The 12919-nt window shown below is 61.0% G+C and carries 13 protein-coding genes; all 13 read right to left on the bottom strand.

Annotation, left to right across the window (positions count from 1 at the left end):
- Positions 1-97: 97 nt before the first annotated feature.
- The gene (rnhB, locus tag B0E42_RS05735; RefSeq protein WP_168188496.1) at positions 98-742 is read right to left on the bottom strand and encodes a ribonuclease HII; all 645 of its coding nucleotides are present in this window, start codon (positions 740-742) and stop codon (positions 98-100) included.
- Positions 743-753: 11 nt separating this feature from the next.
- Complete coding sequence (gene lpxB, locus B0E42_RS05730; RefSeq protein ID WP_077505931.1) at positions 754-1884, bottom strand: lipid-A-disaccharide synthase; 1131 nt, start codon at positions 1882-1884, stop codon at positions 754-756.
- A 2-nt stretch (positions 1885-1886) separates the two neighbouring features.
- Positions 1887-2663: an acyl-ACP--UDP-N-acetylglucosamine O-acyltransferase gene (lpxA, locus tag B0E42_RS05725; protein WP_018603708.1), complete on the bottom strand. Its 777-nt coding sequence runs from the start codon at positions 2661-2663 to the stop codon at positions 1887-1889.
- Positions 2660-3100, bottom strand: a complete 441-nt coding sequence (gene fabZ / locus B0E42_RS05720; RefSeq protein ID WP_003184897.1) for a 3-hydroxyacyl-ACP dehydratase FabZ — start codon at positions 3098-3100, stop codon at positions 2660-2662. Before fabZ ends, lpxA begins: the two co-directional genes overlap by 4 nt.
- A 105-nt stretch (positions 3101-3205) precedes the next feature.
- Positions 3206-4261, bottom strand: coding sequence for a UDP-3-O-(3-hydroxymyristoyl)glucosamine N-acyltransferase (gene lpxD, locus B0E42_RS05715; RefSeq protein ID WP_018603710.1), 1056 nt, complete (start codon positions 4259-4261; stop codon positions 3206-3208).
- 3 nt (positions 4262-4264) lie between these two features.
- The gene (locus tag B0E42_RS05710) at positions 4265-4768 is read right to left on the bottom strand and encodes an OmpH family outer membrane protein (RefSeq protein WP_003184901.1); all 504 of its coding nucleotides are present in this window, start codon (positions 4766-4768) and stop codon (positions 4265-4267) included.
- Between the two features lie 45 nt (positions 4769-4813).
- Positions 4814-7201: an outer membrane protein assembly factor BamA gene (gene bamA / locus B0E42_RS05705; RefSeq protein ID WP_018603712.1), complete on the bottom strand. Its 2388-nt coding sequence runs from the start codon at positions 7199-7201 to the stop codon at positions 4814-4816.
- A gap of 74 nt (positions 7202-7275) precedes the next feature.
- Positions 7276-8628, bottom strand: a complete 1353-nt coding sequence (rseP, locus tag B0E42_RS05700; protein WP_018603715.1) for an RIP metalloprotease RseP — start codon at positions 8626-8628, stop codon at positions 7276-7278.
- A 52-nt stretch (positions 8629-8680) separates the two neighbouring features.
- A complete protein-coding gene (ispC, locus tag B0E42_RS05695) occupies positions 8681-9871 on the bottom strand; it encodes a 1-deoxy-D-xylulose-5-phosphate reductoisomerase (protein WP_053185899.1) in 1191 nt (396 codons plus the stop codon).
- The gene (locus tag B0E42_RS05690) at positions 9868-10674 is read right to left on the bottom strand and encodes a phosphatidate cytidylyltransferase (protein ID WP_018603719.1); all 807 of its coding nucleotides are present in this window, start codon (positions 10672-10674) and stop codon (positions 9868-9870) included. The genes ispC and B0E42_RS05690 overlap by 4 nt, the downstream gene beginning before the upstream one ends.
- Entirely contained in the window at positions 10674-11429 is a 756-nt protein-coding gene (uppS, locus tag B0E42_RS05685; protein WP_018603722.1) for a polyprenyl diphosphate synthase, read from the bottom strand. The genes B0E42_RS05690 and uppS overlap by 1 nt, the downstream gene beginning before the upstream one ends.
- A 13-nt stretch (positions 11430-11442) precedes the next feature.
- The gene (gene frr, locus B0E42_RS05680) at positions 11443-12000 is read right to left on the bottom strand and encodes a ribosome recycling factor (protein WP_003198238.1); all 558 of its coding nucleotides are present in this window, start codon (positions 11998-12000) and stop codon (positions 11443-11445) included.
- Positions 11997-12740, bottom strand: a complete 744-nt coding sequence (pyrH, locus tag B0E42_RS05675) for a UMP kinase (RefSeq protein ID WP_003184915.1) — start codon at positions 12738-12740, stop codon at positions 11997-11999. Before pyrH ends, frr begins: the two co-directional genes overlap by 4 nt.
- Between the last annotated feature and the right edge of the window lie 179 nt (positions 12741-12919).

Below are 12919 nucleotides of genomic sequence, written 5' to 3'. Positions count from 1 at the left end.
GCGAAGCGGCCCTTTAGCTGACAACCCGGTGCCTGATGGGCTTTGGGGCTGCTTCGCAGCCCAGCGGGGATAAATCCCCTCGCCACAAAAGCCTGCATCAAGAGACCGTAGCCTGATTACCCACGATCAAGCCACCACGCGCCTCATAAGCCAGCCGCACCGGCGCGAACGAACGCCGATGGATCGGCGTTGGCCCAAGGCGCGCCAGGGCTTCGAGATGAACGGGGGTCGGGTAACCCTTGTGGCCGCCGATGCCATAGCCCGGGTAAATCAATTCGAAGGCAGCCATTTCCCGGTCACGGCTGACCTTCGCCAGGATCGAGGCCGCCGCGATGGCCGGCACCTTGGCGTCGCCCTGGACCACCGCTTCGGCGCGCATCGACAGTTTCGGGCAGCGATTGCCATCGATCATCGCCAGTTTCGGCGTGATGTGCAGGCCCTGCACCGCACGCTGCATGGCAAGCATGGTGGCGTGCAGGATATTGAGTTCATCGATTTCTTCGACTTCGGCCCGGGCGATGCACCAGCTCAGGGCTTTCTCGCAGATCTCGTCGTAGAGCTTTTCGCGACGGGCTTGCGTGAGTTTCTTCGAATCGTTGAGGCCCAGGATCGGCCGCTTCGGGTCGAGAATCACCGCGGCCGTCACCACCGCGCCGCACAACGGGCCGCGACCCACCTCATCGACACCCGCCACCAATTCTTCCACTTCGGCGACCAGGTTGAAATCCAGGCCCATCTGCAGCTTTGAGTTGCTCATGGTTTTGCGCCAATCAGGGTCAGTACCGCGTCAGCCGCCTGGTTGGAAGCATCACGACGCAAGGTACGGTGGATTTCATCAAAGCCCCGAGTCTGTTCCTCGCCGCCATCGATCAAGGGCAACAGCGTGGTGGCCAGCGCCTCGGCGGTCGCCTCGTCCTGCAGCAGCTCCGGCACCAACAAGCGCTGGGCCAACAGGTTCGGCAAGGACACGTAGGGGCTCTTGACCATGCGCTTGAGAATCCAGAACGTCAGTGGCGCCAGGCGATAGGCGACCACCATCGGGCGCTTATACAACAGCGCCTCAAGGGTCGCAGTGCCGGAGGCAATCAACACGGCATCGCAGGCCGCCAACGCTTCGTGGGAACGACCGTCGAGCAGCGTCACCGGCAAATCGCGGCCGACCAGCAGCGCTTCCAACTGGGCGCGACGCGGCGCACTGGCACACGGCAGGACAAAACGTACACCGGGGCGCAGCGCCCGAAGGCGTTCGGCAGCGTCGAAAAACAGACCGCCCAGGCGACTCACTTCGCCGCCCCGACTGCCGGGCATCAAGGCCACCAGTGGTCCCTCGGGCAGGCCCAAGGCCTGGCGGGCCGCATCGCGGTCGGCTTCCAGGGGAATGGTATCGGCCAGGGTGTGCCCGACAAACCGCACCGGCACGCCCTTCTCTTCATAGAACCGGGCTTCGAACGGCAGCAGCGTCAGCATCAGGTCGCAACCTTCGCGAATCTTCAGCACCCGCTTCTGCCGCCAGGCCCAGACCGACGGGCTGACGTAATGCACGGTCTTGATCCCGGTCTGACGTAGCTTGAGTTCGATATTGAGGGTGAAATCCGGCGCATCGATACCGATGAACACATCCGGCTTTTCGTCGATCAGGGTCTGGATCAGCTTTTTGCGCCGGGCCAGCAACTCGCGCAAGCGGCCGAGCACTTCCACCAGGCCCATCACCGACAGGCGTTCCATCGGGAAATAGGACGTCAGGCCTTCGGCCTCCATCAACGGCCCGCCAACACCAATGAATTCGACAGCGGGATGCTGCGCCTTGAGCGCGCGCATCAGACCGGCGCCCAGAATGTCACCGGAAGCCTCCCCCGCCACCAGTGCAACACGCAAATTAGCCATGGTCAGCGAGTGATGCCGCGGGTCGAAGACTGGATGGAGTCACGGAAGATCGCGACTTCGGGGTATTGCGCCGAAGCCTCGGCCAGTTCGGCGAGTGCCTGCTCGACCGTCAAGCCCTGACGATACACGACTTTGTAGGCGCGACGCAGCGCCGTAATCGCCTCTTCGCTGAACCCACGACGGCGCATGCCTTCGAAGTTCATGCTGCGGGCTTCGGCCGGGTTGCCGAACACCGTGACATAGGCCGGGACGTCCTTGCCGATGGCGGTGCCCATGCCAGAGAAGCTGTGGGCGCCGATATGGCAATACTGGTGCACCAGGGTGAACCCGGACAGGATCGCCCAATCATCCACGTGCACATGGCCGGCCAGCGCGGTGTTGTTGACCAGGATGCAATGGTTGCCAATCACGCTGTCATGGCCGATGTGCGCGTAGGCCATGATCAGGTTGTGGTCGCCCAGGGTCGTTTCGCAGCGATCCTGAACGGTGCCACGGTGAATCGTCACGCCTTCGCGGATCACGTTGTGATCGCCGATGACCAGACGGGTCTCTTCACCTTTGTACTTGAGATCGGGCGTGTCCTCGCCTACCGAAGAAAACTGGTAGATGCGATTGTGTCGACCAATCCGGGTCGGTCCCTTGAGAATTACGTGAGGACCGATCACCGTACCCTCGCCGATTTCCACACCTGCGCCGACGATCGACCACGGGCCGACCTCGACATCGGCGGCCAGGACGGCCGTCGGATCGATGATTGCGCGAGGGTCAATCAAACTCATAGCTTGCGTTCCGCACAGATGATTTCAGCGGAGCAGACTGGCTTGCCGTCGACCGAAGCCTGGCATTCGAACTTCCAGATCTGGCGCTTGCAACTGATGAACTTGGCTTCGAGGATCAACTGATCACCCGGGGTGACCGGCTGGCGGAAGCGCAGCTTGTCGGAACCGACGAAGTAGTAGAGCGTGCCGTCGGCAGGTTTTACGTCGAGCATTTTGAAACCAAGGATCCCGGCAGCCTGAGCCATTGCCTCGATGATCAGCACGCCCGGCATGATTGGATGCGCGGGGAAGTGACCATTGAAGAACGGCTCGTTGATGCTGACATTCTTGTAGGCGCGAATGCGCTTGCCTTCAACGTCCAGGTCCACCACCCGATCCACCAGCAGGAACGGGTAACGGTGAGGCAGGTATTCGCGAATCTCGTTGATGTCCATCATTTCGGGGGGAAGCCTATGTAAAGATTGGAAGCGCACGAGTGACGCGCACTCCGCTAGCAAATCAAGATGCCCTAACGGCTGTGCACACTTGATATGGAAATGGTATCAGCCATCTGATGAAGCATTACCGCCAGGGGTCACGTCCCCTACACGCTTTTCCACCTGCTTGAGGCGCCGCGCGATGTCGTCGAGCTGGCGGATACGCGCCGCGCTCTTGCGCCATTCGGCTGCCGGCTGCATGGCCGTACCGGAAGAGTAGGCACCTGCCTCGGTAATCGAGTGGGTCACCATGGTCATCCCGGTCAGGAACACGTTGTCACAGATATCGATATGGCCCACCAGCCCCACGCCACCGGCGAGCATGCAGTGCTTGCCGATCTTGGTGCTGCCGGAGATGCCCACGCAGGCGGCCATGGCGGTGTGGTCACCGACCTGGACGTTGTGGGCGATCTGGATCTGGTTGTCGAGCTTGACGCCATTGCCGATGACCGTGTCGGCCAGGGCGCCGCGGTCGATCGCGGTGTTGACGCCGATCTCGACGTCGTCGCCAACGGTGACGCCGCCGATCTGGGCGATCTTTTGCCAGATGCCCTTCTCGTTGGCAAACCCGAACCCTTCGCCGCCCAGCACTGCGCCGGACTGAATCACGACCCGCTTGCCGATGCGCACATCGTGGTACAGGGTGACCCGTGGCGCCAGCCAACCGCCTTCGCCGATCTCGCTGCGCGCGCCAATGACGCAATGGGCACCCAGCGTGACGCCGGCACCGATTCGGGCCGCACTTTCGATGACCACGAATGGGCCGACACTGGCCGTGGGATCAACCACGGCATCTGCTGCGATCACTGCGCTGGGATGAATACCAGCGGCCGATTTCGGCTTGGGATCGAACAGATGGGAAATGCGGGCATACGCCAGGTACGGATCGGGCACGATCAGGGCATCGCCGACAAACCCATCGGCATCAGCTGCCTTGAGCAACAGCGCGGCCGCCCGGCTGTCAGCCAGGTACTTGCGGTATTGAGGATTTGCCAGAAAGCTCAACTGAGCTGGGCCAGCCTCTTGCAAAGTGGCTAGCCCAGTAATTGCCTTCTCCGGGTCGCCACGCAGGGTGGCGCCGAGGAACTCGGCCAACTGGCCGAGCTTGATAGTCGCTGTCATGGATTACTTCAGCTGATTCATGCGCTCGATCACCTGGCGCGTGATGTCGTATTGAGGCTTGACATCAATCACTGCGCCACGCTCGAACACGAGGTCAAAACCACCTTTCTTGATGACTTCTTCCACAGCGCTGTCGAGTTTCGGCTTGAGTTGCTTGAGCATTTCGCGGTCGGCAACAGCTTTGGCTTCGTTCAGCTCCTTGGACTGGAACTGAAAGTCACGGGCCTTTTGCTTGAACTCAAGCTCCAGACGCTCCCGTTCGCCCTGGGCCATCTTGTCGCCACCGGCCACCAGACGATCCTGAATGCCCTTGGCACTGCTTTCCAGGCCCTTGAGCTTGGTCAGTTGCGGGCCGAATTTCTTCTCCGCATCCACGGCGTATTTCTTCGCCGCGTCGGATTCCAGCAGGGCCATCTGATAATTCAGTACGGCGATCTTCATGTCGGCAAAAGCCGGACCTGCGACCAGTACGGTCGCCAGGAGAACCAATTGAGTCAACTTACGCACGATGTACTCCTACAAAATCCATTGTCGTTATCTTGGGTCAAACGCTTAGAACGTCTGGCCGAGGGAGAATTGGAACACTTGGGTTTCAGCGTCATCCGGCTTCTTGATCGGCATCGCCAATGCAAAGCTCAAGGGGCCCAGTGCGGTAACCCAGGTCACGCCCACACCCACGGAGCTGGCCAGGTTGCTCAGGCTGATGTCGTTGCACTTAGCATTGGACCGGGTGCCGTTGGCGTTGGTGGTGTCATCGCAACTGGAGTTGAATACGTTACCCACATCCCAGAATACCGAGGTACGCAAGGAGCGCTGATCTTTGACAAACGGCATCGGGAACAGGAGTTCGGCGCCGCCCTGGATGAGGACGTTGCCACCAAATGGCAGCGGATCCTGATCCGGGTCCGCGATGGTCCCCTGGTTGCCTGTAACAGCTGCACCCCGGCTCGGCGTACTGCGCGGGCCCAGGGTACTGTCCTTGAAGCCACGAACCGAGTTGAAACCACCAGCATAGTAGTTCTCGTAGAACGGCAGGCCATCAGTCGAGCCGTAACCATCGCCATAGCCCAGCTCGGTGTGCAGGCGCATGGTGTAGTTGTCGCTCAACGGCTGGAACAGCTGGCCACGGTAGTCGAGCTTGAAGAACGAGAGGTCACTGCCAGGGGTGGTCGTTTCCAATACCAGGCTCTGGGAATGACCACGGGTTGCCAACACACCTTTGTTCAAGGTCGACTCGGACCAACCGGCAGAGGCCTTGAAGTTCAGGTACTTGTCGCCTTCCTTCTCGACAAAATCGAAGATCTCGTCAACGGTATAGCGGCCAGTGCTGATCTCATCCTGCTGGGCAGTGAGACCGAATGTAAGCCGCGAAGTCTCGCTGATTGGATAACCCACGTTGACGCCGGCACCCAAGCTGTCTACTGCATAGCTGGAGACATCGGAATCGAGCTCGTCATAGTCAGTGGTGCGATAGAAGGCGTTGTAGCCCAGGCTCACACCATCAGCGGTCCAGTAGGGGTCCACGTAACCGAAGTTGTAGCGGGTCTGGTATTCGCTGCGGGTCAAGCCGATGCTGACCTTGTTACCGGTACCCAGGAAGTTGTTCTGGGTGATCGAGCCACCGAGGATCAGGCCGGCGCTCTGGGCAAAACCGACGCTGGCAGTGATCGAGCCGGAAGCCTGCTCTTCGACGCTGTAGTTCACATCGACCTGGTCGTCGACGCCTGGCACGGCCGGGGTCTCGACGTTGACTTCCTTGAAGAAGCCCAGGCGCTCCAGGCGGGTCTTGGACTGGTCGATCAGGTAGGTCGACGCCCAGCCACCTTCCATCTGGCGCATTTCACGGCGCAGCACTTCGTCCTCGGACTTGGTGTTGCCACGGAAGTTGATACGGTTGACGTAGGCACGCTTGCCCGGGTCCACGGCGAAGGTGATGTCGACGGTGTGGTCTTCATCGTGCGGTTGTGGCACGCCGTTGACGTTGGCGAAGGTGTAGCCCTCGTTACCCAGGCGGCGGGTGATCAGCTCGGACGTGGTGGTCATCAGCTTGCGCGAGAACACCTGGCCCTTCTGCACCAGCAGCAGCGACTTGACCTGGTCTTCAGGGACCTTCAGGTCGCCGCTGAGCTTGACGTCACGAACGGTGTACTTGTCGCCTTCGTTGACGTTGACGGTAATGTAGACGTGCTTCTTGTCCGGGGTGATGGACACCTGGGTCGAAGCGATGTCCATGTTGATGTAGCCACGGTCCAGGTAGTAGGAACGCAGACGCTCCAGGTCACCGGAGAGTTTTTCACGGGCGTACTTGTCATCGTTCTTGAAGAACGACAGCCAGTTGGTGGTCTTGAGCTCGAACAGGTCGACCAGGTCTTCTTCAGGGAAAACCGTGTTGCCCACCACGTTGATGTGCTGGATGGCTGCCACGGTGCCTTCGTTGATATTGACCTTCAGGCCGACGCGGTTGCGCGGCTGCGGCACCACTTCGGTGTCGACGGTGGCCGAGTAGCGGCCCTGGGCAACGTACTGGCGTTGCAGCTCGTTACGTACACCTTCGAGGGTGGCGCGCTGGAAGATCTCGCCTTCGGCCAGGCCGGATTGCTTGAGGCCCTTCATCAGGTCTTCAGTGGAGATCGCCTTGTTGCCCTCGATCTCGATACTGGCGACCGACGGACGCTCGACAACGGTGATGACCAGGACATTGCCGTCACGGCCCAGTTGGATATCTTGAAAGAAGCCGGTCTTGAAGAGCGCACGCGTGGATTCCACCAGGCGCCGATCATCCGCCTGCTCGCCGACGTTCAACGGCAAGGCACCAAAGACGCTACCCGCGGAGACCCGCTGGAGGCCATTGACGCGAATATCAGAGATAGTGAAGGACTCGGCGTGAACTTCGGCGATCATCAATACGGTGAGAACCGCAGTTAGCAGCAGACGTTTCATGAAGTCCTTTCTTATTCCAACTGGCAATAAACAAACTGCCGCAAAATGCGGCAGATTCGCAATTCAGCGAAGCGTTACAGACGACCCAGATCGTTGACGAGGGCAAGCAACATGACCCCGACCACCAAGCTGATACCGATCTGTATCCCCCAACCCTGCACCCGATCCGACAAGGGACGACCACGCGCCCACTCGATCAGATAAAACAGCAGATGCCCCCCATCCAGTACCGGGATGGGCAACAAATTCAGAACCCCCAGGCTAATGCTCAGATAAGCAAGGAAATTCAGGAAATCAGCAACGCCCGACTGGGCAGAAGCGCCCGCCACTTTAGCAATGGTTATCGGTCCACTCAAGTTTTTTACCGAGAGCTCGCCGAACAACATTTTCTTGAGCGAGTCCAGCGTCAGGATGCTCATGGTCCAGGTACGCCGCGCACCCTCGCCAATCGCCGCCACAGGGCCGAAGCTGACCTCACGGATCATTTCCGGCGGCCAGTCGACCGCCTTGACACCCGCTCCCAGGTAACCGGTTGGCGCCTTGCTCTCGCCACGGGCGGCCAGGGTCACCGGGACGTCGATTGGAGCACCGTCGCGCTCGACGCGCAGCACAATTTTAGTATCAGGACGTACACGAACCGAATCGACCACCTGCTGCCAGTCGCTGACCGGCTGGCCGTCAAGCGCCAGCAAGCGGTCGCCGGTCTTCAGGCCTGCGGCGTGGGCCGGGCCTTTCGGATCGAGCTCGGCGAGGATCGGCGGCAACGCCGGACGCCATGGCTTGATCCCCAGGGAGCGGATCGGATCCGGCTCATCGGCACCCTTGAGCCAGTTGTCCAGGATCAGTTCGCGAGGCGAATCCACCGTGGAACCCTGCTCACGCACCATCAATTGCAACGAACCGCTCTCACCCAGGCGACGTACCAATTGCAGATTGACCGCCGCCCAGCCGGACGTCGGCTCCCCATCGATGGCAACGATTTCCTGCCCGGCACCCAGCCCGGCACGGGCGGCAACGCTGCCGGCCTCTACCCCACCAATGACCGGACGCACCTGCTCGCTGCCCAGCATGGCCAGGCCCCAGAAAAACACCATGGCCAGCAGGAAGTTGGCAATCGGTCCCGCCGCGACGATGGCGATACGCTGACGGACGGTCTTGCGATTGAAGGATTGATCGAGCTGGTCGGCCGGGACTTCGCCTTCGCGCTCGTCGAGCATCTTGACGTAGCCGCCCAGCGGGATGGCCGCCACGACGAACTCAGTGCCTTTCTTGTCGTGCCAGCGCAGCAAGGGCATGCCAAAGCCCACGGAAAAACGCAGGACCTTGACGCCACAGCGCCGCGCGACCCAGAAATGACCGAATTCGTGAAATGTGACCAACACCCCCAAGGCTATCAGGGTGCCGGCAATCATATAGAGCGCGCTCATCTGTTTTCTCCGCAATCCTGTCCAGGGCAACCCTGGCTAACGTATCGCAGCTTCAACGCCCGTGGCGCTGCAGCCATTGGCCCGCCAACTCACGAGCCCTGGCATCCGCCGTAAATACCGCATCGAGGTCATTGACCGAAACCACGGCCTCGAGATTCAAGACTTCCTCGATGATACTCGCGATCTCGAGGTAACGGACACGTCCATCGAGAAACGCTGCAACCGCCACTTCATTGGCGGCATTAAGCATCGCCGGGGCACTGTTGCCCGCCTCGGCCGCCTGACGCGCCAGGCGCAGGCAGGGGAAACGCTGCTCATCGGGCGCCTGGAAATCCAGGCGAGCGATGGCGAACAGGTCCAGCGGGGCAACACCTGAGTCGATGCGCTCCGGCCAGGCCAGGGCGTTGGCGATCGGCGTGCGCATGTCCGGATTGCCCAACTGGGCCAGCACCGAACCGTCGACGTAGTCCACCAGGGAGTGAATCACGCTCTGGGGATGAATCACCACCTCGACCTGGGACGGCTTGGCATCGAACAGCCAACAGGCCTCGATCAGTTCCAGCCCCTTGTTCATCATGCTGGCCGAATCCACGGAAATCTTGCGCCCCATGGACCAGTTCGGGTGCGCACAGGCCTGCTCGGGTGAAACATGCACCAATTCTTCCAGCGGTGTCTGCCGGAACGGACCACCGGAGGCTGTCAGCAAAATCCGCCGGACCCCTACCGCGCCGAGGCCACGGGAAAAATCCTGCGGCATGCATTGAAAAATCGCATTGTGCTCGCTGTCGATGGGCAGCAACACCGAACCGCTTTTGCGCACAGCCTGCATGAACAGCGCGCCGGACATCACCAGCGCCTCTTTGTTGGCCAGCAGGATCTTCTTGCCGGCCTCCACCGCCGCCAGCGTCGGGCGCAAGCCTGCCGCACCGACGATGGCCGCCATCACGGCGTCGACTTCGGGGTCGGAAGCCACTTGGCAGAGCCCCTCCTCGCCCACCAGCACGCGGGTTTGCAAACCGGCTGCGCGCAGATCGTCCTGCAACCCCCGCGCCAGACCCGCCTCAGGCACCACGGCAAACCGTGGCGTGTGGCGCACGCACAGCGCCAGCAATTCACTCAAGCGCGTGAAACCGCTGAGGGCGAACACCTGGTAACGCTCCGGGTGCCGGCCGATGACGTCCAGCGTACTCAGGCCGATCGAACCGGTCGCACCAAGGACCGTGATCTGCTGGGGGCGACTCACGATGCCGCCATCCACAACAGCACGGCAAAGACCGGGATCGCAGCGGTAAGACTGTCGATGCGATCCAGCACACCACCGTGACCGGGCAGCAGGTTACTGCTGTCCTTGATCCCGGATTGACGCTTGAACATGCTTTCGGTCAGGTCGCCGACCACGGACACAAAGACGATCAGGGCGGCGCCAATCAGGCCCATCAGCAATTGCGCGACCGTCCAGTCCCGCACGAAACCGACCACAGTGGTGATCACCAGGCTCAAGGCCAGGCCACCATAGACGCCTTCCCAGCTCTTGCCGGGACTGACTTTCGGTGCGAGCTTGCGCTTGCCGAAGGCCTTACCGGAAAAATAGGCACCGATGTCGGCACCCCAGACCAACACCATCACAGCCATGATCTGCCAGTTGCCCAGCGGGCCTTGCTTGATCCAGATCAGCCCCTGCCAGGCCGGCAGCAGGATCAGCAGGCCGATCACCAGCTTGGTCGCCGCATTGGCCCAATGATGGGTAGTCCGCGGATAGGTCAGGACCAGGAAGGTCGCTGTCGCCCACCACAGCACCGCGGCACCCAACACCCAAGGCCCGAGGCCGGGTACCACGTACATGATGAACAGCATGGCCGCCACGGCCGCTGCGTAGGCCACGCGCGCCGACTGCGCAGGAAAACCCGCCAGCCGCGCCCACTCCCACGCACCCAAGGTCACGACCAGCCCGATGAACAGCGCAAAACCGGCACCTTTGAGCAGGAAGAAACCGCCCAGGGCGATGGGCAACAGGATCAAGGCAGTGATGATTCGTTGTTTGAGCATTAAACCCGGGCTCCAGCTTCGATCTGCTCGCTCGTTTTACCAAAGCGACGCTGACGGGAAGCGAAATCGGCTAGCGCAGTGCGCATGGCTTCGTGTTTGAAGTCCGGCCAGAACAGGTCGGAGAAATACAACTCGGCATAAGCCAACTGCCAGAGCAGGAAGTTGCTGATGCGATGCTCGCCACCGGTACGGATGCACAGGTCTGGCAACGGCAGGTCGCCGGTCGCCAGACAGGTCTGCAGCAGTTCCGGCGTGATGTCTTCCGGGCGCAAGTGCCCGGCCTGGACTTCCCGCGCCAGCCGCTGGGCGGCCTGGGCAATGTCCCACTGACCGCCATAGTTGGCGGCGATCTGCAGGACAAACCGGTCGTTGCCCGCGGTCGCGGCCTCGACTTCGCGCATCGCAGCCTGCAACTCAGGATGGAAGCGCGAGCGATCACCGATGATCCGCAGGCTGATCTTGTTATCGTTGAGGCGCTTGGCCTCGCGACGCAGGGCCTTGAGGAACAGGTCCATCAAGGCACTGACTTCATCGGCCGGGCGCTGCCAGTTCTCGCTGGAGAAGGCGAACAGGGTCAGCACCTCGACCCCTGCCTCGGCGCACACCTCGATGACCGCACGAACCGCGTCGACCCCCGCCTTGTGCCCGGCGACGCCAGGCATAAAGCGTTTCTTGGCCCAGCGGTTATTGCCGTCCATGATGATCGCCACGTGGCGCGGCACCACGAACGGCACGGCCTGCTTGGTCTTTTCCATGAAAACGAGACCCTTATACGGCCATCAGGTCTTTTTCTTTCTGCGCCAAATCCGCGTCGATCTTAGCCACGTACTTCTTGGTCAGGTCGTCGATCTCGCCAGTGGCACGACGCTCTTCGTCTTCGCTGATTTCCTTTTCCTTGACCAGGTCCTTGAGCTGGCTGTTGGCATCACGACGGATGTTGCGCACGGCAACACGGGCGTCTTCAGCCACATCACGGGCCTGCTTGGTGAAGCCCTTGCGGGTTTCCTCGGTCAGGGCCGGCATGGAGATCAGCAGCAGCTCACCCAGGTTGGTCGGGTTCAGGTTCAGGCCGGCACTGCCAATGGCCTTGTCGACTGCGCCCAGCATGTTGCGCTCGAAGGCCACGACCTGCAGGGTGCGCGCGTCCTTGACGGTGATGTTGGCCACCTGCTTGATCGGGGTGTCGGAGCCGTAGTACGGCACCATCACGCCCTCGAGGATGCTCGGGTGCGCCTGGCCGGTGCGGATGCGACCGAAGTTGTGCGCCAGGGACTCCAGGGATTTCTGCATGCGCTGTTCAGCGTCTTTTTTGATTTCGTTGATCATTGTTGAGCTTCCTCGATCAGTGTTCCTTCGGCGCCGCCATGGACGATGTTCAGCAGGGCACCGGGCTTGTTCATGTTAAAGACGCGCAGCGGCATCTTGTGGTCGCGGCACAGGCAGATAGCCGTCAGATCCATTACACCCAGCTTGCGATCCAGCACTTCATCGTAGGTCAGATGATCGAACTTCTCGGCATGCGGGTCCTTGAACGGGTCAGCGGTATAGACGCCATCGACCTTAGTGGCCTTGAGCACGACATCGGCATCGATCTCGATCGCTCGCAGGCAGGCGGCCGAATCCGTGGTGAAGAACGGATTACCGGTGCCGGCGGCAAAAATCACCACTTCCTTGGCATTGAGGTGGCGCATGGCTTTGCGGCGGTCGTAGTGATCGGTCACGCCCACCATGGAAATGGCCGACATCACGATGGCCGAGATATTGGCACGCTCCAGCGCGTCACGCATAGCCAGGGCGTTCATCACAGTGGCCAGCATGCCCATGTGGTCGCCCGTGACCCGATCCATGCCGGCCGCGCTCAGCGCTGCGCCGCGGAACAGGTTGCCGCCGCCGATGACCAGGCCGACCTGAACGCCGATCCCGACCAACTGGCCGACTTCCAGGGCCATGCGATCCAGCACTTTCGGATCGATCCCGAACTCTTCCGAGCCCATCAGGGCCTCGCCGCTAAGCTTGAGTAGAATGCGTTTATAGCGAGCCTGATAACCACTGCCCTGCTGAGCCATTGCGAATCTCTCCTGCGGCGTATGTGTTCAAAAAATTCTTTGCGGGCTGTTTTCAGCCTGCGTTCACTCTAGCTTGACGCTGACACAGCGCCATCGGAACACGGCTTTGTAAGCCAGTTCCGACAGGAAACCAATAAAAATCGGCATCCCCATCCAAAAAGAGGCTGCGCGCGTTAAGC

The sequence above is a fragment of the Pseudomonas sp. A25(2017) genome (genome assembly GCF_002001065.1).
GTDB classification, from domain to species: Bacteria; Pseudomonadota; Gammaproteobacteria; order Pseudomonadales; family Pseudomonadaceae; genus Aquipseudomonas; species Aquipseudomonas kilonensis.
This window is presented reverse-complemented; position numbering and strand designations above follow the sequence as displayed.